At 68.2% G+C, this 24,234-nt stretch carries 21 protein-coding genes; 4 read left to right on the plus strand and 17 right to left on the minus strand.

The annotated features are described in order from the left end of the window. A partial coding sequence (locus HV798_RS29710; protein WP_175216622.1) for an amino acid ABC transporter permease occupies positions 1–748 on the plus strand: 748 nt, incomplete at its 5' end. 10 nt (positions 749–758) lie between these two features. Here HV798_RS29710 and ubiT read toward each other — a convergent pair. The 15 genes from ubiT to HV798_RS29785 form a co-directional block, all read right to left on the minus strand. Then, the gene (ubiT, locus tag HV798_RS29715; RefSeq protein ID WP_175196073.1) at positions 759–1,190 is read right to left on the minus strand and encodes a ubiquinone anaerobic biosynthesis accessory factor UbiT; all 432 of its coding nucleotides are present in this window, start codon (positions 1,188–1,190) and stop codon (positions 759–761) included. After that, positions 1,187–2,077: a U32 family peptidase gene (locus tag HV798_RS29720; protein WP_175196121.1), complete on the minus strand. Its 891-nt coding sequence runs from the start codon at positions 2,075–2,077 to the stop codon at positions 1,187–1,189. The genes ubiT and HV798_RS29720 overlap by 4 nt, the downstream gene beginning before the upstream one ends. After that, complete coding sequence (gene ubiU / locus HV798_RS29725; RefSeq protein ID WP_175196075.1) at positions 2,074–3,090, minus strand: ubiquinone anaerobic biosynthesis protein UbiU; 1,017 nt, start codon at positions 3,088–3,090, stop codon at positions 2,074–2,076. The genes HV798_RS29720 and ubiU overlap by 4 nt, the downstream gene beginning before the upstream one ends. A gap of 92 nt (positions 3,091–3,182) precedes the next feature. Then, positions 3,183–3,860: a response regulator gene (locus tag HV798_RS29730; RefSeq protein ID WP_175196077.1), complete on the minus strand. Its 678-nt coding sequence runs from the start codon at positions 3,858–3,860 to the stop codon at positions 3,183–3,185. A gap of 13 nt (positions 3,861–3,873) precedes the next feature. Continuing rightward, a complete protein-coding gene (locus HV798_RS29735) occupies positions 3,874–5,811 on the minus strand; it encodes a type IV pili methyl-accepting chemotaxis transducer N-terminal domain-containing protein (protein ID WP_175196079.1) in 1,938 nt (645 codons plus the stop codon). A gap of 53 nt (positions 5,812–5,864) precedes the next feature. After that, positions 5,865–6,362, minus strand: coding sequence for a molybdopterin-guanine dinucleotide biosynthesis protein B (gene mobB, locus HV798_RS29740; protein ID WP_025138544.1), 498 nt, complete (start codon positions 6,360–6,362; stop codon positions 5,865–5,867). Next, entirely contained in the window at positions 6,359–7,018 is a 660-nt protein-coding gene (locus HV798_RS29745; protein WP_175196123.1) for a carbonic anhydrase, read from the minus strand. The genes mobB and HV798_RS29745 overlap by 4 nt, the downstream gene beginning before the upstream one ends. Before the next feature lie 15 nt (positions 7,019–7,033). Then, the gene (moaA, locus tag HV798_RS29750) at positions 7,034–8,059 is read right to left on the minus strand and encodes a GTP 3',8-cyclase MoaA (RefSeq protein ID WP_175196081.1); all 1,026 of its coding nucleotides are present in this window, start codon (positions 8,057–8,059) and stop codon (positions 7,034–7,036) included. Then, positions 8,056–8,820 (minus strand): peptidylprolyl isomerase, encoded by a 765-nt coding sequence (locus HV798_RS29755; RefSeq protein WP_175196083.1) that lies wholly within the window; start codon positions 8,818–8,820, stop codon positions 8,056–8,058. The genes moaA and HV798_RS29755 overlap by 4 nt, the downstream gene beginning before the upstream one ends. A 24-nt stretch (positions 8,821–8,844) precedes the next feature. Beyond that, the gene (gene narI, locus HV798_RS29760) at positions 8,845–9,528 is read right to left on the minus strand and encodes a respiratory nitrate reductase subunit gamma (protein ID WP_025138548.1); all 684 of its coding nucleotides are present in this window, start codon (positions 9,526–9,528) and stop codon (positions 8,845–8,847) included. A 28-nt stretch (positions 9,529–9,556) separates the two neighbouring features. After that, on the minus strand, positions 9,557–10,204 hold the full coding sequence (gene narJ / locus HV798_RS29765) for a nitrate reductase molybdenum cofactor assembly chaperone (protein WP_025138549.1): 648 nt from the start codon (positions 10,202–10,204) through the stop codon (positions 9,557–9,559). A gap of 15 nt (positions 10,205–10,219) precedes the next feature. After that, positions 10,220–11,785, minus strand: coding sequence for a nitrate reductase subunit beta (gene narH, locus HV798_RS29770; protein WP_025138550.1), 1,566 nt, complete (start codon positions 11,783–11,785; stop codon positions 10,220–10,222). Next, positions 11,782–15,537 carry a nitrate reductase subunit alpha gene (locus tag HV798_RS29775; protein ID WP_175196085.1) on the minus strand — a complete coding sequence of 1,252 codons (3,756 nt, stop codon included), beginning with the start codon at positions 15,535–15,537 and terminating at the stop codon, positions 11,782–11,784. Before HV798_RS29775 ends, narH begins: the two co-directional genes overlap by 4 nt. A gap of 150 nt (positions 15,538–15,687) precedes the next feature. Further along, on the minus strand, positions 15,688–17,070 hold the full coding sequence (locus HV798_RS29780; RefSeq protein WP_175196087.1) for a NarK family nitrate/nitrite MFS transporter: 1,383 nt from the start codon (positions 17,068–17,070) through the stop codon (positions 15,688–15,690). Positions 17,071–17,094: 24 nt separating this feature from the next. Then, positions 17,095–18,354, minus strand: a complete 1,260-nt coding sequence (locus HV798_RS29785) for an MFS transporter (RefSeq protein ID WP_246289299.1) — start codon at positions 18,352–18,354, stop codon at positions 17,095–17,097. A 241-nt stretch (positions 18,355–18,595) separates the two neighbouring features. Between HV798_RS29785 and HV798_RS29790 the strand changes: the two genes are divergently transcribed. Beyond that, positions 18,596–19,858: an NnrS family protein gene (locus HV798_RS29790; protein WP_175196089.1), complete on the plus strand. Its 1,263-nt coding sequence runs from the start codon at positions 18,596–18,598 to the stop codon at positions 19,856–19,858. An 84-nt stretch (positions 19,859–19,942) separates the two neighbouring features. Here the strand turns inward: HV798_RS29790 and HV798_RS29795 are convergent, their stop codons facing one another. After that, positions 19,943–20,638, minus strand: a complete 696-nt coding sequence (locus tag HV798_RS29795; RefSeq protein WP_175196091.1) for a hypothetical protein — start codon at positions 20,636–20,638, stop codon at positions 19,943–19,945. A gap of 60 nt (positions 20,639–20,698) precedes the next feature. Next, positions 20,699–21,892: an FAD-dependent monooxygenase gene (locus tag HV798_RS29800; protein WP_175196093.1), complete on the minus strand. Its 1,194-nt coding sequence runs from the start codon at positions 21,890–21,892 to the stop codon at positions 20,699–20,701. A 139-nt stretch (positions 21,893–22,031) separates the two neighbouring features. Here HV798_RS29800 and HV798_RS29805 point away from each other — a divergent pair, with 139 nt between their 5' ends. Both HV798_RS29805 and HV798_RS29810 read left to right on the plus strand, forming a co-directional pair. Beyond that, the gene (locus HV798_RS29805) at positions 22,032–22,931 is read left to right on the plus strand and encodes a LysR family transcriptional regulator (protein ID WP_175196095.1); all 900 of its coding nucleotides are present in this window, start codon (positions 22,032–22,034) and stop codon (positions 22,929–22,931) included. Between the two features lie 90 nt (positions 22,932–23,021). Further along, positions 23,022–24,221, plus strand: a complete 1,200-nt coding sequence (locus tag HV798_RS29810) for an efflux RND transporter periplasmic adaptor subunit (protein ID WP_175196097.1) — start codon at positions 23,022–23,024, stop codon at positions 24,219–24,221. The last annotated feature ends 13 nt before the right edge of the window (positions 24,222–24,234 follow it).

Genomic DNA, 24,234 nt, shown 5'->3' on the forward strand with positions numbered 1-24,234 from the left:
CGGCGTGGCGGTAGCGCTGGGCGCCGGCCGCCTGCCGGCGCGCGTGCGCCTGGCGCTGATTGCGCTGGCGCTGGCCGTGACGCTCGGCGCGCTGGCCGGAATGCCCTGGGGCGCGGCCATCGGCCCGTTGCGCTGGGGCGGCCTGCTGGTGACGCTGATTTTGGCGATCTCGGCGCTGGTGGCGGCGGTGCCGCTGGCGTTCGGGTTGGCGCTGCTGCGCCGCTCGGGCAGCCATGGCGGGTCGCTGGCCGCGGCTGCCTTGATCGAGGCCGTGCGCGGCGTGCCGCTGGTCACGCAATTGCTGTTTGCCTCGTTCGTGCTGCCGCTGCTTTTGGGCGGCGGCGTATCCAAGTTCAGCATGGCGCTGGCCGCGCTGACGCTGCACACCGCCTGCCTGCTGGCCGAGGTGCTGCGCGGCGCCTTGCAGGCCATTCCCGCGGGCCAGATGATGGCGGCACGCGCGCTGGGCATGCGCCCGGCCGTGGCGTATTGGACGGTGATCTGGCCGCAGGCACGCCGCATCGCCGCGCCCGCCGCGCTGGGCGTGTTCGTCGGCGCGGTGAAGGACACGTCGCTGGTCAGCATCATCGGCGTGTTCGATGTGCTGGGCGCGGCCAAGTCGGTGGTCGCGGGCACCGACTGGCGGCCCTATCACGTCGAGGTCTACCTGGCCGTGGCGTTGCTGTACTTCGCGGCCAGCCTGGCGCTGTCGCGCGTGGCGCGGGCCATGGAAGGCCGGCGGGGCTGAGCGGCCCTGGTCAGCGCGCCGCCGCCAGCCGTTGCAGCCAGGCCGGGCGCGGCGCCGCGTCCAGCCAGTTCTTCACGATCAGCCCCAGTTCGGTGTCACCCGAAATGCGTAGCCGACGCTGGAAGAACAGCGTGTCGGCATCGGTCTCGGCGCGCATCAGCGCCAGCAGGTCGGCCAGCCGCGCACCCAGTTCCAGCTCGCAGGGCGACGCGTCCCAGCGCGGGCGGAAGGCGCCTGCGCGCACCGCGAAGCCGCTGCGCAAGCCCAGGTCTTCGACGGTGATGGCAAAGCTGCGGCCGTCCAGCTCGGGCGGCGGCGCGAGCCATTTCAGGCGCCGCGCCAGTTCCAGCCCGGCCGCGAAATGCAGCGAAGCCAGCGGCGCCGGCACGCGCCGCCCCAGGCGTGCCACCACGGACGGCAAGGTGAAGGCAGTGTGACTCATGCGCGCTCCTGCCAGGCGATGCCCGATTGGCCATGGAAATAGCCGTTGCAGCGGCCGATGCCGGCAGGCGGCGCCACCTCGTCCTGCGCCCGGCCCTGGCGCGCGGCGTCCAACGCGGCAATGGCCTCCAACGTGCCGCTCGATTGCGGGCTGACGCGCAGCACCTGCGCGCCCAGGTCGGCCAGGTACGCCGCCTGGTCCAGCAGATCCAGGCACGCGGCCGATTGCACCTGGATGCCGTTGATCGCCAGGAATTCGCGCGATTCGCGAGTGCGCATGTCCAGCCCGTCAGGATGCTCGATGCAGCGAAAACCGCAGTCGTCCTTCTTCAGGCGGAAATGGCGCGCGGTAAAGCAGCGGGCCGAAAACGCCAGCGCCATGCGGCCCCACACCATCACTTCGGCCTGCAAGCCCGCCGGCCGCTCGGCCAGCAGCCGGGCCAGCGCGTTCACATGCATTTCCAGCGGCGCCACGAAGCGCGCCGCGCCCCGCGCGGCCAGCCATTCCAGCGTGCCGCCGTGGTAGGCGTTCATGTGTGGGCCGGCCACGAACGGCCGCCCGCCCAGGTGGCGCAGTGCGCCGACCTCGCCGGCTTCCACCATGAAGTCGCCCTGCTCGCACAGCCGCCGCAACGCCGAGGCCTCGGCGCCGGTTTCGATCAGCGTACGGGCCGACAGCACCACGTCCTTGCCGGCGGCGCGCAGGTCGCGCGCCAGGTCCAGCCAGTCGTCGGCGCGCAGCTCGTGGCGCCGGCTACAGACGGTTTCGCCCACGTAGAGGATATCGACGGGGCTGTCGGCCAGCGCCGCATAGAATTCCAGCGTGCGCGCACGCGGCCAGTAATACAGCAGCGGACCCGCCGAAATGCGGAAAGCCTTGGGTGTCATTTCCATGGACGTTCGAATGCGCCTTGCGTAACTTGAGAGCCCTCGGCATGGCGCGCCAGCATGGCGTTCCAGTCGGGGCGCGGGGAATAGCGGTTGGGATCGGCATAGGCGCTGTCCAGCGCCGCGCGCAGCGTGGACACCACCTGCGTGACGTAGGCCGGGCTGCGCTGGCGCCCTTCTATCTTCACGGCCGACACGCCCATTTCGGCCAGCTTGGGCAACAGGCCGATGGCGTTCAGGCTGGTGGGCTCTTCCAGCGCGTGGTCGGCGTGGCCGTCGACCTCGAAGCGGCCCTTGCACAGCGTGGGGTACGCAGCCGGCTCGCCGGGTTCGTAGCGGTCGATCAGAATGCCGTTCAGGCGCGCGTCCAGGCGGCCGTCCTGCTCGACCCAGCGCACCGCGCCAGCCGGCGAACAGACGCCCTTGTTGTTGGGTGAATCGCCGGTGGCGTATGAAGACAGCAGGCAACGTCCTTCGGCCATGACGCACAGGCTGCCGAAACCGAACACCTCGACCTCGACGCTGACGTTGGCGCAGATGCGCGCAATTTCGGCCAGGGTCAGCACGCGCGGCAGCACCACGCGGCGGATGCCGAACTGCTCTTTCATCAGTTCGATGGCGTCGGCATGGGTGGCCGAGCCTTGTACCGACAGGTGCAGCCGCAGGTCGGGATAGCGGTCGCGGGCATAGCCGAGCAGGCCGGCGTCAGCCATGATGACGGCGTCGGCGCCCAGCGCGTGGGCCGCATCGACGGCCTCGCGCCATTCCTGGCCGCGGCCGGGCTGCACAAAGGTGTTGATGGCGAACAGCACCTGGCGGCCCTTGGCGTGAGCCAGCGCAACGCCATCGCGGATATCGTTTTCGGTGAAATTGAGCCCGGCGAAATTGCGGGCGTTGGTGGCGTTTTTCAGGCCCAGATAGACGGTGTCGGCGCCTGCCTCGATCGCCGCCTTCAGCGCGGCCAGGCTGCCGGCGGGCGCCACGAGTTCCAACGGAGAGGTTCGGGTATGCATGCCGGCCAGTCTAGGGGCCGGCCGGCGGCAAAGCCTTGTCGAAGATCAAATGCCCTGGCAACGGGCCAGGTCAACCGTCAAACGGCGCTTGTTCAGGCCGGGTCGTCGCCATGCAGGCCATGCTCGACCGCGTACACGGCCACTTGCACCCGGCTGGTCAGGTTGAGCTTTTTCAGCACGTTCTGCACGTGGATCTTGACGGTGCTTTCGCTGACATCGAGTTCGCGCGCAATGACCTTGTTGCTGGCGCCGCGCGCCAGGCATTGCACGATCTGGCGTTCGCGCGCGGTCAGGCGGTGGCGTTCGGCCTGCCCGGACGGCCCGGACCCATTGGCCGCCAGATTGGCCTGGTCGCGGAATTGCTCGACCAGCTTGGCCGTCATGCTTTCGGCAATGACGGGTTCGCCGCCCGCCGCGCGGCGGATGGCCGAGGTCAACACGTCGGCATCGATGTTCTTGAGCAGGTAGCCGCGGGCGCCGTCGCGCAGCGCCTGGCCCAGCTCGTCGGCTTCTTCGGACACGGTCAGGATGATGACCGCGCTGCCCGGCACGTCCTGCGTCAGCAGTTGCAGCGTTTCCAGGCCCGACAGGCCGGGCATGTTCAAGTCCAGCAGCACCACGTCGGGCTTGAGTTCCTTGGCGCGCTTGACGCCTTCGACCCCGTCGCCGGCTTCGGCCACGATCTCGAAATCGGGCTGGCGTTGCAACAGCAGGCGCATCCCCGAGCGGAACAGGGTGTGGTCGTCGACGAGCAGGATACGGATGGGCATGGTCTTGATGGGGTCAGGCGGCCTGGCGTTCGGCGCCGGGCAGCAGCAGCGCGATGTGCGTGCCGTGGCCGGGACGGGATTGCATTTTAATCGTGGCGTGCATGCGCGCGGCGCGTTCGCGCATGATGTGCAGGCCCACGTGGGCCTCGCCGCGGCGCGCCACTTCGGCCGGGTCGTAGCCCTGGCCGTTGTCGATGATGTCCAGACTGAAATCGCGCGCGTTGTGCACGCGGACCTCGACCCGATCGGCCTCGGAATGCTTGCGCACGTTGGACAGCGCTTCCTGCAGGATGAACAGCACCTGCAATTGCTGCTCGGGCGGCAGCGGCGCGCCCTCGCCCTGCTCGAACGCCAGCGAGATGGACAGGCCGGTCTGGCGGCGAAAGCGTTCCACCGTGTCGTGCATGGCGTCGCGCAGATCGCCCTGGCCCAGCTTGCTGCGGAAATTGGTCAACAGCTCGCGCACGTCCTGGTAGCTTTCGTCCACGCCGGTGCGCAGCAGCGGCAGGATCTCGTCGATCTCGGCCTGGTCGCCGCGCTTGACCGCCGCGTCCAGCAACTGCAGTTGCAGGTTCAGGAAGTTCAGCCCCTGCGCCAGGCTGTCGTGCAGGCCCTGGGCCACCAGCCCGCGCTCTTGCACCACGGCCAGCTGGCGCGCCTGGGCGGAAAGGCGGCGGTTGTCCAGCGCCACGCCCAGGTGCTGCCCCAGGGTTTCCAGCAACTGCGATTCGGAAGGCGCCAGTTGCCGTGGGCTGCGGAAATGCAGCGAATACGAACCCAGTACCTCGTCGCGGGTCACGATGCGAAACACGGCCACGCTGGCAAAGCCGTCGCGCTGGCAGTTCAGGTCTTGCGGCGCCGGCGCCTGGCGCAGGTCCTGAATGACGATCACGCCGGCCTGGCGCGTGGCCACGCCGCAGTAGCAGTCGTCCACCCGCATGCAGTGTTCGGATTCGACCAGGTCTTCGGACAGGCCCACCGACACCACCAGGTTGAGCGTGTCGTTGTCCGGGTCCAGCGCGCGGATGCTGCCGCCTTCGGCATCGAACTGCAGCATCACCCGGCGCAGGAAGCCCTGGCACATGGCCTCGATTTCGTTGGGCTGGTTCAGGAAGGCGGCCATGTCGTACAGCGCACCGATGTCGCGGTTCTGCGCGGCCAGCTGAGCGGTCTTTTCGCCCACCCGCTGCTCCAGCCCGGTGTACAGGCCCTGCAGTTCATCGGCCATGCGGTTGAAGCCGCGCGCCAGCACGCCGAATTCGTCGCGGCTTTCGACTGGCAGGCGGGTGCTGAATTCGCGCGCCGCCATGCGCTGCAGCCCGTCGCGCAGCCGCAGCACGGGCGAGATGATCCACAGGTACAACAGGTAGATCATGGCCAGGGTGCCGGCGCTGGCAATCGCCGCCAACACCCCCTGCGACAGCCGCAGCGACGTGGTTTTGCCGGCGTTGTCCTGCTCGATCATGCGCACCAGGGCGTCGGCGCGGGCCACGAAATCGGGCAGCGTTTCCAGGTATTCGGCGGCGTCTTCGCGTTCGATGGCACGCACCGCCGCCGGCCGCATGATGCTGCGCCAGTAATCGGCCACGCCCAGCCATTGCTCGCGGATGGCCGGATCGTTGGGAATGAACAGCGGCCGCGCCGGGTTGCCGCGCGCCAGCCGGGCGATGGTGTCGTCCATCAGGCGCAGCTGTTCGTCGGTGCGTACCTGCCGGCCGGCCTGCGGCCGCATCAATTCCACCGCCACCCGGTTGGCGCGCATGCGCAGGCTGCCGGTGTCGTTGATGGCGGCGCCCGCGCCTTCCAGCTGCCACGACAGCCACAGCGTCCAGCTGACCATGCTGAGCACCACGATCAGCGCCACCAGCGAGCTGGCGATGATGCGGGTGGACAGGCGATGCCGCGACGACGGCAGGCCGTCGGCATCGGCGGGGGTGGCGGACAGATGCATGGAAGCGGGACTTGCAGGGACTTTCAAGGGAAATCGCAGACGATCAGTGTAGTTCAGTCCCGCCCGACCGTGCGCCGGATGAACGCGGCCACCGCCGCCGGATCGTTCAGGGGCAGGCACGGCAAGGCTGTGTCCAGCTCGGCGTCGGTCACCACCGCCAGGAAGCCGGGGTCGTCGCCGTGCAGCGGCGGCTTGCCCAGCGCCGGCCGGTAGACCTCGATGCGCGGAATGTCGGCCGCCTTGAAGCCTTCGACCAGCACCAGGTCGGCCGGCGCCAGCCGGGCCACCTGCTCTGCCAGCGACGGCTCCGGGGCGTCGCGCAGTTCATGCACGATGGCGTAGCGAAACGGCGAGGCCACCATCACTTCGCGCGCCCCGGCCAGGCGAAAGCGCGCGCTGTCTTTTCCGGGCGGCTCCATCTGGAAATCGTGGTGGCTGTGCTTGATGACGCTGACCGCCAGCCCGGCCGCGCCCAGGAGCGGCAGCATGGCCTCGATCAGGGTGGTCTTGCCGCTGCCGGAGCGGCCGGCGATGCCGAATACAGGGGTCATGCTGGCTCCGTGAACAAGGGACACACGATGGGCAGAAACGCGTCCGCCCGCGCCGAGTATGCCAGCAAAGCCCCCGCCACCAGGTCGAAATACCAGCCGTGCAAGGTCAGGTCGCCCGCCGCCACCCGCCGCCCCACGCAGGGCAAGGCTTCCAGATTGCGCAGCGAAATCAGGATGGACGCCTGCTCGCAGGCCCGCCGCCGCTCGGCGCGAGAGGCCTCGGGCATCTGGCTCAGCACGCGCTGGCGGGCCGGTTCGGCGATGTCCATCCAGCGGTTCAGGTAGTCGGGGTCGCCGTCGCTGCGGGCGGGCCGATCCATCAGCGCGCGGATGCCGCCGCATTGCGCGTGGCCCAGCACGATGATCCTGCTGACCGCCAGTTGTTCGACGGCGAACTGGATCGCGGCCAGCACGCCGTGGTGGCCCTGGTCGCGGTCGGCCGGCGGCACCAGGTTGGCCACGTTGCGCACGGTGAAGATGTCGCCGGGGTCGCAGCCCAGCAGCATGGCCGGGTCCACCCGCGAATCGCAGCAGCCCACCAGCAAGGTGCTGGGATGCTGGCCGTCGCGCAGGTTGCGGTACAGCGATGGGGTGGCTTCGTAGTATTGGTGCTGGAAGCGCTGGAAGCCGTCGACCAGCCGTTCGATGTCGCCCATGCGTTGGCCCATGTCTCACCCTCCCGTCTGTGACATGAAGCGCACGATGCGCTCGGGCCGGGTGGTGAATTCGTGCCGTTCGGGCTTGGCGGCAATGCCGGCGCGGATCGCCGCTTGCAGTTCGGCATCGCTGGCCCCGGCGCGCAGCAGGCGGCCCAGCGGCACCTGGTCTTCCTGGCCCAGGCACAGGTACAGCGTGCCGTCCACGCCCAGGCGGACGCGGTTGCAGGTGGCGCAGAAGTGCCGCGACAGGGGCGTGATGACGCCCAGGGCCGGCGCCCCGGCGCCCGCCGTCCAGTAGCGCGCCGGGCCTGCGCCCTGCCCGGCCAGCGCCGGCACCAGGCCATGGTCGGCCGCCAGCCGCGCGCCCAGGGCGCCCAGGTCGGCATGGCGGTAGCGGCGGCCGCTGTCGCCCATGGGCATGGGTTCGATCAGGCGCAGGATGAAGCCCTGCGCCAGCGCGTAGCCCAGCAGCCGGCGCACGTCGGCCTCGGGCGTGGCGGCGTGCACCACGCTGTTGAGCTTGATGGGGGTAAAGCCGGCATCGCGGGCCGCCATCAGGCCGGACAGCACCGCGTCCAGGCAGTCGCGGCCGGTGATGCGGGTGAATTCGGCGACATCCAGCGTGTCCAGGCTGATGTTGAGCCGGCGGACCCCGGCCGCGCGCAGCGCCTGGGCGTGGCGCGCCAGCTGGGTGCCGTTGGTGGACACCGACAGGTCGGCCACGCCGGGCAGCGCCGCGATGGCGCCTGCCAGGTCTGCCACACCGCGGCGCAGCAAGGGTTCGCCGCCGGTCAGGCGCACCTTGCTCACGCCCAGGCCGGCGAACAGGCCCACCAGCCGCGCCATTTCGTCATGGCGCAGCCAGTTGGCGGGCGTCTCGAAGCCCTTGAAGCCCTTGGGCATGCAATAGCCGCAGCGCAGATCGCAGCGGTCGGTGACCGATACCCGCAGGTAGTCGATGCGGCGGCCATGGCCGTCGATGAGGCCCTGTGGCGCCGGCGCGGCGCCCGAGGAATCGTTTGCCGGTCGCGGGTTCATGACGGGCTCCCGAAGACGCGGTCGTCCTCTGCCCCGCCCAGGTCGATGCCGCGCACGTCGGCGCGCTCGACCAAGAGCTTCACGTACTGGCGCCACGCCGTGTCGCGGCTGAGTGCCGACAAGGCCGCGGCGATCTGCTCGCGCACCTCGTCAAAGGGCAGCCGCCGCCCTTGCACCCGCCGCGTCACTCGCACGATATGCAGGCCATGACGGGTTTGCAGCACCTGCGGCAACAGGCCGCCGGCCGGCAAGGCGAACACCGCCTTTTCGAATTCAGGCACCGTGTCGCCGCGCCCCAGCTGCCCCAGGTTGCCGCCCAGCGCGGCCGAAGGACAATTGGACTGCTGCCGCGCCACCTCGGCAAAGCGCGACGGATCGGCCAGCAGGTCCGCCAGCACCGCGTCGGCATGGGCGCGCAGCATGTCCAGGTTCACGCCCGGCGTGACCTGGAACAGGATGTGGTCGGCCTCGATCAGTTCGCCCACCACGAAGCGCTGCGGGTTGGACTGGTAATAGCGCAGGCAGGCGGCCTCGTCGGCCTCGGGCGTCGGGGCCTGGCGGTCCAGCAAGGCGCCGATGATCTCGTCCTCGCGGGCCAGCCCTTGATCCACGCCCTGCCGCGCCGCCTCGTCCAGCAGCACCCGCCGCAGCACCAGCGCCGTGATGGCGGCGCGCATGGGGTTGGCGGCATCCGCGTGCCGCGGCAGTTCTTGTTCCAGCTCGGCGTCGTTCAGTTCGACGCCATTGACGATCACAGGCATGTCCGGCTCCTTGGAAAACGCGCCTCAGCGCGGACGCACCAGTTGCCAGGCGCGGCCCAGGTAGCCCAGCGACGCAAAGCCGCTCCAGACATGCACCAGCCGGGTGAAGGGAAAGATCACGAACAGCGTCAGGCCCATGAACAGGTGCGCCTTGAACAGCAGCGGCACGTCGGCGATGTGGCTGGCGGCGTCGCCGCGCAGGGTCACGATGTGCTGCGCCCAGGTCATCAGGCGCACCATCATCTCGCCGTCCATGTGGCCGGCCGACAGCGCAATGGTCGACAGGCCCAGCAGCAGGGTCACCAGAATCCACAGCAACAGCAGCTTGTCGCCAGGACGGGTGGTCTTGCGGATGCGCGGGTCGCTCAGGCGGCGGTGGATCAGGATCAACAGGCCGATCAGGCACAGCCCGCCCATGACGCCGCCGGCCACCATGGCCACCGTCTGCTTGAGCGTGTGCGACACGCCCAGCCAGTCCCACACCGCCACGGGCGTCAACAGGCCCGCCAGGTGGCCGAAGAACAGCCCCAGGATGCCGATGTGGAAAAGGATATTGCCCAGCCGCAACTGGCCGCGGTGCAGCAGCTGCGAGCTGTCCGTCTTCCAGGTGTATTGCTCGCGTTCGAAGCGCGCCAGGCTGCCCAGCAGGAACACCGTCAGCGCGATGTAGGGGTAGATGCCGAAGAGGAACTGATTCAGGGAATTCATGATGCTTGGGTCCTGAAAAGACGGGGATTCAATGGGCGGCGGGCGCGCGCGGATAGAACCGCACCGCCTGCGCGCCATCGCCCGAGAACGGCCGCAACAGCGGCTCGACGCCATCGGGGCCGGCGCCGAAGGTTTCCATCGCCTCGTCCATGTCGCGTACCGGCGGCGCGGTCTGTTCGCGCGGCGTCACCCGCGACAGGCCGCGCAGCACGGCGAACACGCTGGCATAGGGGCTTTCGCTGCGGGCCAGGCGCGCGCCCACCGCCGCCAGCACGTGGATGGCCTCGTCCAGCAGGTCCTGCGCCACGGCCGGGTCGATCACGCCCAGGAATTCCAGGAACAGCGGCACGTGGTCCGGCAGTTCGGACACCACCGGTTCGAAGCCATGGCCGCGGTAGGTGTCCAGCAGGTCGACCATGGCCTGGCCGCGGTCGCGGCTTTCGCCGTGCACGTGTTCGAAAAGGTGCAGCGAGTGCGCCCGGTTGCGGTCGAAGGTGGCGACGTAGGTTTCCTGCAGGGCGATCAGGTCGTGGCTGGCCAGATGGGCAACCAGCGGTTGCAGGGTTTCCTCGGCGTCCGGGTAGGCGGCCAGCCGTTCTTCGAGTTCGGGCAGCGCATCCACCAGGTCCTGTTCGGGGTAGCAGAGCAGCGCGGAAAGCAGGTGATAGAGTTTCATGGCGTTTCTCCTGGGTCAGGCCGTGGCGGCCTTCTTGCGCGACTTGGGCATGTCGATGAAGATCTCGCTGCCCTGGGGCTTGCGGCCGAACAGCGTGCCTTCCGACACCCCGCCCGAGCAGCCGTTGCCGAAGGTGAAGCCGCAACTGCCCTTTTCGTTGAAGCTGTCTTCGACGATTTCCTTGTGGCTGCTGGGCACCACGAAGCGGTCTTCGTAGTTGGCGATCGCCATGATGCGGTACATGTCCTGCACGGTGGCCTCTGTCAGGCCCACCTGTTCCAGCAGCGCGGTGTCGCGTTCGCCATGCACGGTTTCCGACCGCTTGTAGGCGCGCATGGCCAGCATGCGTTCCAGCGCCTGCAAGACCGGCGCTTCCTTGCCGGCGGTCAGCAGGTTGGCCAGGTAGCGCACCGGAATGCGCAGGCTGGCCACGTCGGGAATCATGGCGCTCTTGCCCAGCGTGCGCTGCGGCATCTGGCCGGCTTCGGCCGCCGTCTGGATGGGCGACAGCGGCGGGATGTACCAGACCATCGGCAAGGTGCGGTATTCGGGGTGCAGCGGGAAGGCGACGCGCCACTCCACAGCCATCTTGTAGACGGGCGACTGGCGCGCGGCCTCCAGCCACGATTCGGGAATGCCCTGCTCGCGCGCGGCGGCGATCACCTCGGGCGAATGCGGGTCCAGGAACAGGCCCAGCTGCGATTCGTACAGGTCCTGCTCGTCGCCCACGGCGGCGGCGCGTTCGATCTGATCGGCGTCATACAGCAGCACGCCCAGGTAGCGGATGCGGCCCACGCAGGTTTCCGAGCACACCGTGGGCTGGCCGGCTTCGATGCGCGGATAGCAGAAGGTGCACTTTTCGGCCTTGCCGCTGTGCCAGTTGTAGTAGATCTTCTTGTACGGGCAGCCCGAGATGCACATGCGCCAGCCGCGGCATTTGTCCTGGTCGACCAGCACGATGCCGTCGTCTTCGCGCTTGTAGATCGAGCCCGACGGGCAGCTGGCGACACAGGCCGGGTTCAGGCAGTGTTCGCACAGGCGCGGCAGGTACATCATGAAGGTGTTCTCGAAGGTCGAGTACATCTCTTTCTGCACGCCTTCGAACAGCGCGTCGCGGCTGCGCGCGGCGAATTCGCCGCCCAGGTCGTCTTCCCAGTTCGGGCCCCAGACGATCTTGTCCATCTTCTTGCCGGTCAGCACCGACACCGGGCGCGCGGTGGGCGGCGTCTGCGACAGGGGCGCGTTCTTCAGGTGTTCGTAGTCGAAGGTGAAGGGTTCGTAGTAGTCGTCGATCTGCGGCAGGTTGGGATTGGCGAACAGGTTCGCCAGGATGCGCAGCTTGCCGCCCTGGCGCGGTTCCAGCTTGCCGGCCGCGGTGCGCTTCCAGCCGCCCTTCCACTTTTCCTGGTTTTCCCATTCCTTGGGATAGCCGATGCCGGGCTTCGTTTCGACGTTGTTGAACCAGGCGTATTCGACGCCGTCGCGGCTGGTCCAGACGTTCTTGCAGGTGACCGAGCAAGTGTGGCAGCCGATGCACTTGTCCAGGTTCAGCACCATGCCGATTTGGGCGCGTATCCTCATGATTGCTTCTCTTCCAGTTGCGTTGCGGCGGCCGGGTCTTCCACCAGCGGGCCTTCCATCCAGTCCACTTTCTTCATCTTGCGCAGCACCACGAATTCGTCGCGGTTGGCGCCCACGGTGCCGTAGTAATTGAAACCGTAGGCTTGCTGCGCGTAGCCGCCGATCATGTGCGTGGGCTTGAGCACCGTGCGCGTGACCGAGTTATGGATGCCGCCGCGCTTGCCGCTGGTTTCCGCGCCCGGCACGTTCACGATCTTTTCCTGGGCGTGGTACATCAGGCACATGCCCACCGGCACGCGCTGGCTGACCACCACGCGGGCGGTCAGCGTGCCGTTGACGTTGAAGACCTCGACCCAGTCGTTGTCGACCAGCCCGGCTTGCTTGGCCTCGGTCTCGGACACCCACACGTGGGGGCCGCCCCGGCTCAGGGTAAGCATGCGCAGGTTGTCGGAATATGTGCTGTGGATGCCCCATTTCTGGTGCGGCGTCAGCCAGTTCAGCACCAGTTCCTTTTCACCGTTGGGGTAGCGGCCCAGCATCGGCGCGATGGTCTTGGTGTCGATGGCGGGCTTGTACACGCACAGGCCTTCACCGAAATCCAGCATCCAGCGGTGGTCCTGGTAGAACTGCTGGCGGCCGGTGATGGTGCGCCATGGAATCAGTTCGTGCACATTGGTGTAGCCGGCGTTGTAGCTGACCTCTTCGCTTTCCAGGCCCGACCAGGTGGGCGCCGAAATGATCTTGCGGGGCTGCGCCTGGATGTCGCGAAAGCGGATCTTGTCGTGCTCGCGGCCCACGGCCAGGTGGGTGTGGTCACGCCCGGTGATCTTGCCCAGCGCTTCCCAGGCCTTGACCGACACGTGGCCGTTGGTCTCGGGCGCAAAGGTCAGAATCATCTCGGCCGCGTCGATGGCGGTATCCAGCCGCGGCCGGCCCTGGCTCACGCCCGCCTCGGCCACGCTGTCATTGATGCCGCCCAGCTCGTGCACTTCGTGCTCGGTGTTCCAGTTGATGCCCTTGCCGCCGTTGCCCAGCTTGTCCAGCAACGGCCCCACCGACGTGAACTTGCGGTAGATGTCGTTGTAGTCGCGTTCCACCACCGTCATGTTGGGCGCCGTCTTGCCCGGCACCAGGTCGCACTGGCCCAGCTTCCAGTCTTTCGGCTCGAAGGCCTGGCCCAGTTCGCCCGGGGTGTCGTGCATCAGCGGGGTCAGCACCAGGTCGCGGCGCTTGCCCAGGTAGGGGCCGCCGATGTCGCTGAACTTCTTGGCGAGCAGCTTGTAGATTTCCCAGTCGGTCTTGCTTTCCCACAGCGGCTGCACCGCTTCGCTCAAGGGGTGGATGAACGGGTGCATGTCCGACGTGTTCAGGTCGTCTTTCTCGTACCAGGTGGCGGTGGGCAGCACGATGTCGCCGTACAGGCAGGTGGTGCTCATGCGGAAGTCCAGCACCGTCAGCAGGTCCAGCTTGCCTTCGGCCGCGTCTTCTTCATAGGTGACCTCGGTCGGCCGGATCGCGTCGCCCTCGTCGCCGAAGACGGCGTTCTGCGTGCCCAGCAGGTACTTCAGGAAGTACTCGTGGCCCTTGCCGCTGGAACCCAGGATGTTCGAGCGCCACACGAACATGTTGCGCGGGAAGTTGGCGGGGTCGTCGGGGTTTTCGCACGACATTTTCAGCGCGCCGGACTTGAGCTGTTCCGCCGCGAAGGCCACCGGGTCCTTGCCGACGGCCGCGGCCTGGTCGGTCAGGTCCAGCGGATTGGTGCGCAGCTGCGGCGCCGACGGCAGCCAGCCCATGCGCTCGGCGCGGGCGTTCAGGTCGATCATGCTCAGGTCGCCATAGCGGCCGCGGTCGGCGGTGGGGCCCAGCACTTCCTGCACGTGCAGCTTTTCGTGGCGCCATTGGCTGGTGTGGGCGTAGAAGAACGAGGTGCCGTTCATCTGGCGCGGCGGGCGCACCCAGTCGGATGCAAACGCCAGCGGCGCCCAGCCGAACTGCGGCCGCAGCTTTTCCTGGCCCACGTAGTGCGCCCAGCCGCCGCCGCTCTTGCCCACGCAACCGCACATCATCAGCATGTTGATGATGCCGCGGTAGATCATGTCCATGTGGTACCAGTGATTCAGGCCGGCGCCCACGATCACCATCGACGTGCCTTCGGTGTCGTGCGCGTTCTGCGCGAACTCGCGCGCCACCTGGATCACCTGCGCGCGCGGCACGCCGGTGTGCTTTTCCTGCCAGGCCGGGGTGTAGGGCACGTCATCGTCGTACGACGTGGCCACATTGCCACCGCCCAGGCCGCGGTCCAGGCCGTAGTTGGCCATCTGCAGGTCGTACACGCTGGCCACCAGGGCCTCGCTGCCGTCCGCCAGGCGGATGCGGCGGGCCGGCACGTTGCGCACCATCAGGTCGTCGTGTTCGGCGCCGAAGTACGGAAAGCCCACGCCCACCACGGCATCGGCCCGGTCGATCAGGCTGAGCACCGGCTCGATCTCGCGGCCGCTGCCGCCGTCGCGCGATTCCAGGTTCCAGCGGCCGACCTTCTCGCCGCCGTTGACCGCGCCCTCGCCCCAACGAAACCCGATGCTGCCGTTGGGCGCCACCAGGTCGCCGCTGGCGGCATCGATGACCAGCGTCTTCCAGTCGGGGTTGTTCTGTTCGCCCAGCGCGCCGTCCAGGTGCGAGGCGCGCAGGAAGTGGTCGGGCGCATAGAAGCCGTCGCGTTCCTGCAGCAGCACCAGCATGGGCATGTCGGTGTAGCGGCGCACGTAGTCGCGGAAATAGGCCGAGGCGCCCGACAGGTGGAATTCCTTCAGGATGACGTGGCCCATGGCCATGGCCAGCGCGGCGTCGGTGCCCTGCTTGGGCGCCAGCCAGATGTCGCCGAACTTGACCATTTCGCCGAAGTCGCTGGATACCGCCACCGTCTTGGTGCCCTTGTAGCGGACCTCGGTGTAGAAGTGGGCGTCGGGGGTGCGCGTCTGCGGCACGTTCGAACCCCACACCATCAGGTAGGTCGAGTTGTACCAATCGGCCGATTCGGGCACGTCGGTCTGCTCGCCCCAGACCTGCGGGCTGGCCGGCGGCAGGTCGCAATACCAGTCGTAGAAGCTGAGACACGCACCGCCCAGCAGGCTCAGGTAGCGGGCGCCGGCGGCGTAGCTGACCATCGACATGGCGGGAATCGGCGAAAAGCCGATCAGGCGGTCAGGGCCGAATTGCTTGATGGTGTAGGCGTTGGCGGCGGCGATCATCTCCATCGCCGTGTCCCAGTCGGTGCGCACGAAGCCGCCCAGGCCACGAACCGATTTGTAGCGTTTGGCGCGCACGGGGTCCTGGCTGATCCATTCCCAGGCCGCGATCGGGTCCATGGTCTTGCGGGCCTCGCGCCACATTTCCATCAGGCGGCCGCGCATCATCGGGTACTTCACGCGCTGGGCGGAATAGACGTACCAGCTGTAGGACGCGCCCCGCGGACAGCCGCGCGGCTCGTGGTTGGGCAGATCGGGCCGCGTGCGCGGGTAGTCGGTCTGCTGGGTTTCCCAGGTGATCAGGCCATTCTTGACGTACACCTTCCACGAGCACGAGCCCGTGCAGTTCACGCCGTGGGTCGAGCGCACCACCTTGTCGTGCTGCCAGCGGGCGCGATAGGCGTTTTCCCACTTGCGGTCTTCATTGACCAGCTCGCCGTGACCGTCCGCGAAGGTGGATTTCACCCGCGACATGAACTTCAACCGGTCCAGAAAATGACTCATTATGGTTCTCCAAGGGCGCCGGGTTTGCCGGCGCGTACTGCAATCAGTGCTGTCCAGACCACTTTAGGCGCGGGCCCGGCGGGCGACCATTCGCCAGTGGCATAGGCCGGCCGCGGCAGAGTGACTAGTCACCCCGGCCAGCCCGGCGCTTCAGCAGGGCACCGGCGCATTACGGCGCGCGTAGTACCACCACGTGATCACCATGCAGGTGGCGTAAAAGCCGATGAAGCAATAGAGCGCGGCCTGCGCGCCGCCCGTCAGTTCGAGCGAGGTGCCGAAGCTGCGCGGGATGAAAAAGCCGCCGTAGGCGCCGATCGCGCCGGAAAAGCCCAGCACTGCCGCGGATTCACGCGCCGCGTCCGTCAGCGCCTGCTTCTGGGCGGCCGCCCCCTTGCCTTGCGCGGCCTGGGTGCGCTCGCGCAGGAAAATCACGGGAATCATGCGGAAGGTGGACCCGTTGCCCACGCCGGTCAGCGCGAACAGCACGACGAACATGGCCAGAAAGCCGTTGAAGTCACCGCCCTGCCCGTTCACCGGCAGGAACGCCATCACGCCCAGCACGGCGGCGATCATGCCGGCGAAGGTGAACAAGGTGACCCGCGCGCCGCCCAGCTTGTCGGACACCCAACCGCCCACCGGCCGTGTCAGCGAGCCGACCAGCGGCCCCAGGAAGGCATAGGTCATGGGGTCCACCTGCGGGAACAAGGTCTTGGTCAGCATGGCGAAGCCCGCCGAAAACCCGATGAACGAGCCGAAGGTGCCCACGTACAGCCAGCACATCAGCCAGTTGTGCTTGCGCTTGAAGATCACGGCCTGGTCGGCAAACGACGCGCGCGCATCGGCGATGTCGTTCATGCCGAACCACGCGGCCAGGGACGCCAGCGCGATGGGCAGGACCCAGATGAAGCCGGCGTTCTGCAGCCACAGGCTGCGCGGCGCGTCACCCGCCACGGTTTGCGGATCGCCGCCCAGGGCGCCGAACATGCCCACCGAGATCACCACCGGCACCACGAACTGCGCCAATGACACGCCCAGGTTGCCGATACCGGCGTTCAGCCCGGTCGCCAGGCCCTTCTTTTCCTTGGGAAAGAAAAAGCTGATGTTGGCCATGCTGGAACTGAAATTGCCGCCGCCCAGGCCGCACAGCAGCGCCAGGATCAGCAAGGTGGGAAACGAGGTGGTCGGGTCGCGCAGCGCAAACCCCATGCCCAGCGCCGGAATCAGCAGCGAGGCGGTGGAGATCGCCGTCCACTTGCGGCCGCCGAACACCGGCACCAGGAACGAATAGAAGATGCGCAGCGTGGCGCCCGACAAGGCGGGCAGCGCGGTCAGCCAGAACAGCTGGTTCTTGGACAGCATGAAGCCGGCGCGGTCCAGGTTGACGACCACCACGCTCCAGAGCATCCAGATGCTGAACGCCAGCATCAGCGCGGGAATCGAGATCCACAGGTTGCGATTGGCGATGCGCGCGCCGGTCTGTTTCCAGAAGCCGGGGTTTTCCGGCTCCCAGCGCGCCAGGACATGGGTAGACATAGGGTTCTCCGATCAGGGACGGGGTCAGGCGGCTTGCCGCCGGGCAATGGCGGCGCTTTCGGGCCGGAAACTGAAATGCATGAAGATGAGCGAGACGCAGACCGTGCCGTACAGCAGCATGAAGGCGCTGGAGCGCACGCCGGTCAGGTCCAGCAGCACGCCGAACAGGATCGGCAGCACGAAGCCGCCCAGGCCGCCGGCCAGGCCGACGATGCCCGACACGGCGCCGATGTTGTCGCTGAACTCATCCGAGATGAACTTGAAGACCGAGGCCTTGCCGATCGCCATCGCGATGCCCACCACGAACAGCAGCACGGTGAAGCTGATGGGGCCCAGGGCGATGTCGAACTGGCGCGGGCCGCCGGTGGTCAGCACAGTGAAGTGGGTCTGCGGATAGCTCAGGATGAAGAACGCCACCCAGCACACCCACATCACCCACCAGGTGGTCTTGTAGGCGCCGTAGCGGTCAGAGATCCAGCCGCCCAGCGCGCGCAGCACGCCGCCCGGCAGGGAAAAGCAGGCCGCCAGCAGCGCCGCCAGCTTCATGTCGAAGCCGTATTCGCCGATGTAGTACTTGGTCATCCACAGCGCCAGCGCCACGTAGCCGCCGAACACCACCGAGTAGTACTGGCAGTAGCGCCACACCCGCGGGTCCTTCAGCATGGCGAACTGGGCCGACAGGCTGGCCCCGCCCGCCACGCGGTGCGAGGGGTCCGATGCCGAGAACAGCCAGAACAGGATCGCCGTCACCAGCAGCGCCACGGCATACACCTGCGGCACGATCACCCAGGCGCCGCCCGCGGCCGCGATCAGCGCGGGGGCCACGAACTTGGTAATGGCCGAGCCCGAATTGCCGGCGCCGAACACGCCCATGGCCAGGCCCTGCTTGCTGCGGGGAAACCAGCGCGCCACATAGGGCGTGCCGACCGAGAACGACCCGCCGGTCAGGCCCACGAACAGCGCCAGCACCAGGAACTGCCAGTACTGCGTGGCGTAAGACAGCAGCCAGATCGGCACCACCGCCAGCAGCATCAGCACGAAGAACACGGGCCGGCCGCCGTAGCGGTCGGTCCAGATGCCCAGCGGCACGCGCACCAGTGAACCGGTCAGTACCGGCATGGCGGCCAGCAGGCCGAATTCGGTTTCAGACAGGCCCAGCTGGGCCTTGATGGGAATGCCCAGCACCGCAAAGATCATCCACACCGCAAAACAGATGGTGAAGGCGAAGGTGCTGGATACCAGGACCCGCATGGGCGCGCTGGCCGAGGGGTGAGTTGATGCCATGGTGATTCTCGCTTGTTGTGCACTCGGATACGACTGCACCCAGCGTAGGCATGCCGGGCGCGGCCCACCATTGCCCACCCGACCAAACACCCCCTGCCGTTGTGACTAGTCACCCCTGGGAAGCGGCCGCGTTTGCGCTGGATCAACCCGCCGCGCTGGCCCGCGGCCGGCCAACGGTATTAATATGTATTTGAAATGCATGTTTATCGCCGCCATAGCGGCCACGACGGGCGGAGACCCCATGAACACCCTGCTGACCCTGGAAGAACCTGCTGCGCCCCGCGACCAGAATCGCCCGCCGGCGCCCGATTGGCGCGCCTTCACGGAAATGGGCTTTCGCCCGCTGTACCTGGCCGGCTGCGCCTGGGCGCTGGTTTCCGTGCTGCTCTGGGTGTTCGCGCCCGCCCGGCTGACGGGCCTGTTGACCGCCATGCCATGGCACGCCCACGAGATGCTGTGGGGCTTTGTCGCCACCATCGCGGTGGGCTTTCTGCTGACGGCGGGCGCCAACTGGACCGGCAAGAATCCCCTGCGCGGCCTGCCGCTGGCGTTGCTGTGCGGCGTCTGGCTGGTGGCGCGCGCAGCCTACCTGGCGCCGGGCACGGCAGCGCTCTACGTCGCCGCGGGCGCCGATCTGCTGTTCTTCCTGTGGGGCGCCGCGGCGCTGGGCCGTTCGGTCTGGGTCACGCGCAACCGCCGCAATTACGGCGTGCCGCTGCTGCTGGTGGCGCTGGCCGCCGCCCACGTGCTGTATGTGCGCGCGGCCCTGGCCGGCGACTACCTGGCGCTGATGCGCTACTTCAATGCCGGCCTGCTGAGCATGGCGGTGCTGACCCTGCTGATCGCGCGGCGCGTCATCCCCTTCTTTGCCAAGCGCGCCGTCGCCGGCCTGGACATTGCCCCGCATACCCGCAGCGGCCACTGGCAACTGGTCACGGGCGTGCTGGCCATCGCCTGCCTGCTGGCGGGTGCCCCGCGCCTGGCTGCACTGCTGCTGGCGGCTACGGGCCTGATTGCGCTGGCGCAATGGCTGGCCTGGAAGCCCTGGGCCGCGCGCCGCGTGCCCTTGCTGTGGATTCTGTACGCCGGTTATGCCGGCCTGGGCATCGGCCTGCTGGTGGGCGCGGCGCAACTGGCCGGCTATGTGCTGCGGCCCGCCTGGCCCGCGCATGTCATTGGCGTGGCCGGCTTTTCGGTGCTGATCCTGGGCATGGCCACGCGCACCGCGCTGGGCCACCTGGGCCGGCCGCTGCGCACCGACCGCAGCATGGTGCTGAGCTATGCGCTGGTGATCCTGGCGGCGCTGCTGCGCCTGGCCGCCCTGCTGCCCACCGCGGGTGCGCTGGGCCTGCTGCACGCGTCGGCTGGCGCCTGGGCGCTGGCGTTCGGGCTGTACCTGTGGCGTTTTACGCCGTGGATGATCCGGCCGCGCTTTGACGCGCCGGCCAAGGGTGCGGCGCCGATCATGCGCATCGTGCCGGCGGGGCCGCGGCAGGCGCGTTGAGCGCCCCGAGCGCCCCGAGCGCCTTGAGCGCCTTCGGCGCCCTGAGCGTCCTGAACACCTTGGTCCGCAAAGGCCCCGACCGGATTACGCGCCGCCGTCGCGCCGCTTGTTCGCGTCCAGCTGCTTCTTCATGGCCTTCAGCCAGGCCTTGACCTGCTGCATGTCCACGAACTGCGTCAGCTCGAATTCCAGTTCGCCGATGTATTCCTCGGCGTCTTCGATCTCGGCGGCCAGGTCTTCCATCAGCTCGGCCGGGTCGATGTCCTGGTCCGGATCGAAGTGAAAGCGGGCCGCAAAGTGCTCTTCGACGGCCGCCAGCTCGCGCTTCACGGCAGCCAGTTGCGCCGCCAGGTCCGGACCCGCATCGGGTTCGGCCGGCACCGCCAGCGCCAGGGTCACCGCATGGGCCTGGATTTGCGCCAGTTCGTCGGCCACCTCGGCATCGAAGTCCGACCCGCTGTGCTTCAAGTACACGGCCTTGAGCCGGTCCACGTCGCAGTCGGCCGGCGTGCCGTCCAGCACGATGGCCGCCAGCGTCTCTTGCCCCAGCTGCTGCACCAGTTCCGAAGCCAATTCGCGTTCGGCGCGGGTCAGCTCTTTCTGCTTGCAGGCATGGTCAAAGCACAGCACCAGCTTGGCCTTCAGTTCCAGCGCGGCCGATTCCAGGGGTGCCAGCACGTCTTCGAACTGCTTCTGGTAGGCGGGTTCCACCTCGCGCCACAGGCGCAGCTTGGCGCGCGCGGCGTCCAGTTCGAGCGCTTCGGGGGATTGTTCTGGCATGGCTGAAACCTGTTCGATGAATGCGGCGCACAGCGCGCCATGGCATGATTGGACGGCATTTTATCCCTGCGTGCGAACGCTTGCCGATTCCAGCCCCTGCGCCCACCCAGCGGCCATGGCCTGCACCTGCTGCACCGGGTCGGCCGCCAGGACCTGCTGGTTGCGGGTCCGGCACACGTCGGGATCCGTGATGAACAGGGCCTGCGCAAACCCGCGCGCCTGTTGCGTCAACTGCGCGGTCTTGGGCCCCCGAATTCGAGTGAAGCGCTGCAGCGCGGCGTCCAGGGTGGCGCCGGCCTCTTCCAGGCAACGCGCCAGGTGCCAGGCATCTTCCAACGCCTGGCAGGCGCCTTGCCCCGACGTGGGCAACGGCGCATGCGCCGCATCGCCCACCAGCAGCACGTTGGCCCGGCTCCAGACGGGCAAAGGTTCCAGGTCATGCACGGCAATCAGCCGCAAGGCTGCCGTGGGTGTGGCCTGGATGATCCGGGGGATCGGCCCTGCCCATTCGCCAAAAAGGCGTTGCACATCGGCGCGCAGATCCACCGCCCCGGCCTCGGCGGGACCTGGTGTATTGGGCCGCGCCTGAGCTGCGGCCCAATACACCAGGTCTTGCCGGACCGGCACCAGGCCGAAGCGCTCGCCCACGCCCCAGTAGTCCTGGATGGCCATATCGTCCACCAATGCGCCGGCGTCCGACGCAACGCCGATCCAGTTCACGAAGCCCTGATACACCGGCGCGTTGTCGCCCGCGACGAAGCGGCGCGCGACCGAACCCATGCGGCCATCCGCGCCGATGAGCAGGTCGGGCCGAATGCGCACGCCGTTGTCGAACGTGGCCACGGCCCTGCCGCCATCGTCCAGGTCGATCGCCGTGGCGCGATGGCCATACAGGACGTCGATCCCGGCCCTGGCAGCGTGGTCCAGCAGCACGGCCAGCAAATCGCGCCGCAGGATCGTATGGGTGGGATACCCCATCAACCGGTCCAGCAGCCCGATATCGATGCCGCCCAGCGGCTGACCCGCCGAATCCAGGCGGCGCATCGCCACCGGCCGCCCCCCGACCCTGGCGATGTCGCGCAACAACCCCAGCTCGTCCAGCACCAGGCCGGCATTGGGCCACAGCGTGACGCCGGCCCCCATGGTCGCCGGCCCGTCGCCGCGCTCGTAGACCTTGGGACGGTGCCCCAGCCGGTGCAGGGAAAGCGCGACGCTCAAGCCTGCCACGCCGCCGCCCACGATGCCGATGTCCATGTTGAAGACTCCTTGGAATGTTGCCGTCCACCGCCTGCGGGGGGGACCAGATTCGAAACGAGACGGCATCGTAGATTGCGCCAGATGAGATAACTAGCATGCAAAAATGGGATCGTTTCTTACCTTATTTGGGATAATCATGCGACAGGCCATGGATCTGAATGCCGTGCGCGTCTACGCCGCCGTCGTCGACGAACAAAGTTTCGCGGGGGCCGCGCGCCTGCTGTCGATGCCCTCGTCCAACGTCAGCCGGCACGTGGCCACGCTGGAAAAAAAGCTGGGCGCCCGGTTGCTGGAACGCAGCACGCGCCACCTGCGCATGACCGAGGCCGGCCAATTGCTGTACCAGCGCGCCAAGCCCCTGCTCGATGCGTTGGCCAGCACGCAGGAAGAACTGGGCGCCGTGCGGCGCGAACTGCGCGGCCCGCTGAAGATGTGCATGCCCGGCGAGGCGCCGCGGCTGCTCGCCCCCATCCTGGCCGAGTTCTGCGATCTGCACCCCGGCATCGAGCTGGAATGCGATACCCGCCTGACCGGCATCGACGCGCTGCGCGAAGACGTGGACCTGTCCATCGTGTTCCATCGCGGCCGCCTGGAAGACAGCGCGCTCATCACCCGCGACCTGGTCACGCTGCCCAGCATCGTGGTGGCGGCCCCGGCCCTGCTCGCCCAGACTGGCACGCCCCGCCACGTGCGCCAACTGAAAGCGTTGCCCTGCATCACCACGCTCAGCGCGCTCAAGGGCCAACCCTGGCAGTTCGACGACGGTGCCGGCGGCATCGTGAAAGTGCCGGTGCGCAGCCGCTACCGGGTCAACAGCGGGGAATTGGCGCTGGCCGGCGCCCGCCAGGGCATCGGCTTTGCCATCCTGGCGGCCATGTCATGCCAGGACGATCTGGCGGCAGGCCGCTTGCAGGAAGTGCCGCTGGACCTGCGGCCCGCCCCGCTGCAATTGCTGGGCGTGTACACCCATCGCCACTCGGTGACCGCGCGCGTGCGCGCCTTGCTGGAATTCATGCAATCGCGCCTTTCCCCCTGAAACCTGACAGCTTGCTGATTCGAAAACGCTAATAATTATTATTCAGATAGAATCCGAACTGTCCCCAACCCCTGAACCCTGGCAGTACCGATGTCCCTGCCCCTGCCCGCGGGCCCTGTTTCCCCCCGACACTCCCCGCCTGGAAAACGCCGCGCCAAGGCGCTGGCCGCCGCCCTGATCGTGATCGCGCTGGCCGCCTGGGGCGTGTGGCGCTATATGTCGCCCGGCCCAGGCGCCCCCGCCATTCCCAATTACGACCAGCAGCCCGTGGCCGTCAGCGTCGCCGCCGCGCGCAGCGGCCCGCTGCCGCTGGACCTGCACGCCCTGGGCACCATCACCCCGCTGGCGCAGGTGGTCTTGCGCAGCCAGGTCGACGGCCAGTTGCAGCAGCTGCACTACACCGAGGGCCAGACCGTGCAGCGCGGCCAGTTGCTGGCCGAGATCGACCCGCGCCCCTACCAGGCCGCCCTGGCCGCGGCCGAAGGTGAATTGGCCCATACCGATGCGCTGCTGCACAACGCCCGCATCGACCTGGCCCGCTACCGCACCCTGGCCCGCCAGGAAGCCGTGGCGGGCCAGCAACTGGACACCGCCGAGGCCCAGGTGCGCAGCTACGCCGCCCAGCGCCAGCGCCTGGCCGCCCGCGTGGCCGATGCCCGCCGCCTGCTGGAGCAGACCCGCATCACCGCGCCGCAGGACGGCCGCATCGGCCTGCGCCGCGTCGACGCCGGCAACCACGTGCGCGCCACCGATGCCGACGGCCTGACCACCCTGGTGCAGATGCGGCCGATCTCGGCGCTGTTCGCCATTTCGGAAACCCGGCTGGACCTGCTGCGGCAAGCGCAGGCCCAGGCGCGCGCCGACGGCACGGTGCTGCGGGTGCAAGCCTGGGACGGCGACGACCGCCGCTTGCTGGCTGAGGGCACGCTGCAGGCGCTGGACAACCGGGTTCAGGCCGCCAGCGGCACCGTCAAGCTGCGCGCCCTGTTCGAGAACGCCGACGAATCGCTGTTCCCCAACCAGTTCGTCAACATCCGGCTGGCCCTGGCGCAGCACGAAGACGTGCTGTCCATTCCCACGGCCGCGGTGCAATACGGCACCGACGGCGCCTTTGTCTACGTCATCGACGACGCCCTGAAGGCCACCCGCCGCGAACTGACGCTGGGCCGCGCGAACGCCGGCCGCGTCACCGTCGTGTCGGGCCTGGCGCCCGCCGAGCGCGTGGTGGTCGAAGGCGTGGACCGCCTGCACGACGGCCGCGGCGTGCAGGTCGTGGACACTCAGAGCTAACGCGAGACGCCCC

Source organism: Achromobacter deleyi (genome assembly GCF_902859705.1).
Classification (GTDB): Bacteria; Pseudomonadota; Gammaproteobacteria; order Burkholderiales; family Burkholderiaceae_B; genus Achromobacter; species Achromobacter deleyi.

What these genes read in the sequence shown, in the direction of transcription:
- ubiT (WP_175196073.1), bottom strand. Translation starts at nt 1,190, where the DNA reads ATGAGTCACACTGCCTTCACCTTGCCGTCCGTGGTGGCACGCCTGGGG.
- HV798_RS29720 (WP_175196121.1), bottom strand. Translation starts at nt 2,077, where the DNA reads ATGACACCCAAGGCTTTCCGCATTTCGGCGGGTCCGCTGCTGTATTAC.
- ubiU (WP_175196075.1), bottom strand. Translation starts at nt 3,090, where the DNA reads ATGCATACCCGAACCTCTCCGTTGGAACTCGTGGCGCCCGCCGGCAGC.
- HV798_RS29730 (WP_175196077.1), bottom strand. Translation starts at nt 3,860, where the DNA reads ATGCCCATCCGTATCCTGCTCGTCGACGACCACACCCTGTTCCGCTCG.
- HV798_RS29735 (WP_175196079.1), bottom strand. Translation starts at nt 5,811, where the DNA reads ATGCATCTGTCCGCCACCCCCGCCGATGCCGACGGCCTGCCGTCGTCG.
- mobB (WP_025138544.1), bottom strand. Translation starts at nt 6,362, where the DNA reads ATGACCCCTGTATTCGGCATCGCCGGCCGCTCCGGCAGCGGCAAGACC.
- HV798_RS29745 (WP_175196123.1), bottom strand. Translation starts at nt 7,018, where the DNA reads ATGGGCGACATCGAACGGCTGGTCGACGGCTTCCAGCGCTTCCAGCAC.
- moaA (WP_175196081.1), bottom strand. Translation starts at nt 8,059, where the DNA reads ATGAACCCGCGACCGGCAAACGATTCCTCGGGCGCCGCGCCGGCGCCA.
- HV798_RS29755 (WP_175196083.1), bottom strand. Translation starts at nt 8,820, where the DNA reads ATGCCTGTGATCGTCAATGGCGTCGAACTGAACGACGCCGAGCTGGAA.
- narI (WP_025138548.1), bottom strand. Translation starts at nt 9,528, where the DNA reads ATGAATTCCCTGAATCAGTTCCTCTTCGGCATCTACCCCTACATCGCG.
- narJ (WP_025138549.1), bottom strand. Translation starts at nt 10,204, where the DNA reads ATGAAACTCTATCACCTGCTTTCCGCGCTGCTCTGCTACCCCGAACAG.
- narH (WP_025138550.1), bottom strand. Translation starts at nt 11,785, where the DNA reads ATGAGGATACGCGCCCAAATCGGCATGGTGCTGAACCTGGACAAGTGC.
- HV798_RS29775 (WP_175196085.1), bottom strand. Translation starts at nt 15,537, where the DNA reads ATGAGTCATTTTCTGGACCGGTTGAAGTTCATGTCGCGGGTGAAATCC.
- HV798_RS29780 (WP_175196087.1), bottom strand. Translation starts at nt 17,070, where the DNA reads ATGTCTACCCATGTCCTGGCGCGCTGGGAGCCGGAAAACCCCGGCTTC.
- HV798_RS29785 (WP_246289299.1), bottom strand. Translation starts at nt 18,354, where the DNA reads ATGGCATCAACTCACCCCTCGGCCAGCGCGCCCATGCGGGTCCTGGTA.
- HV798_RS29790 (WP_175196089.1), top strand. Translation starts at nt 18,596, where the DNA reads ATGAACACCCTGCTGACCCTGGAAGAACCTGCTGCGCCCCGCGACCAG.
- HV798_RS29795 (WP_175196091.1), bottom strand. Translation starts at nt 20,638, where the DNA reads ATGCCAGAACAATCCCCCGAAGCGCTCGAACTGGACGCCGCGCGCGCC.
- HV798_RS29800 (WP_175196093.1), bottom strand. Translation starts at nt 21,892, where the DNA reads ATGGACATCGGCATCGTGGGCGGCGGCGTGGCAGGCTTGAGCGTCGCG.
- HV798_RS29805 (WP_175196095.1), top strand. Translation starts at nt 22,032, where the DNA reads ATGCGACAGGCCATGGATCTGAATGCCGTGCGCGTCTACGCCGCCGTC.
- HV798_RS29810 (WP_175196097.1), top strand. Translation starts at nt 23,022, where the DNA reads ATGTCCCTGCCCCTGCCCGCGGGCCCTGTTTCCCCCCGACACTCCCCG.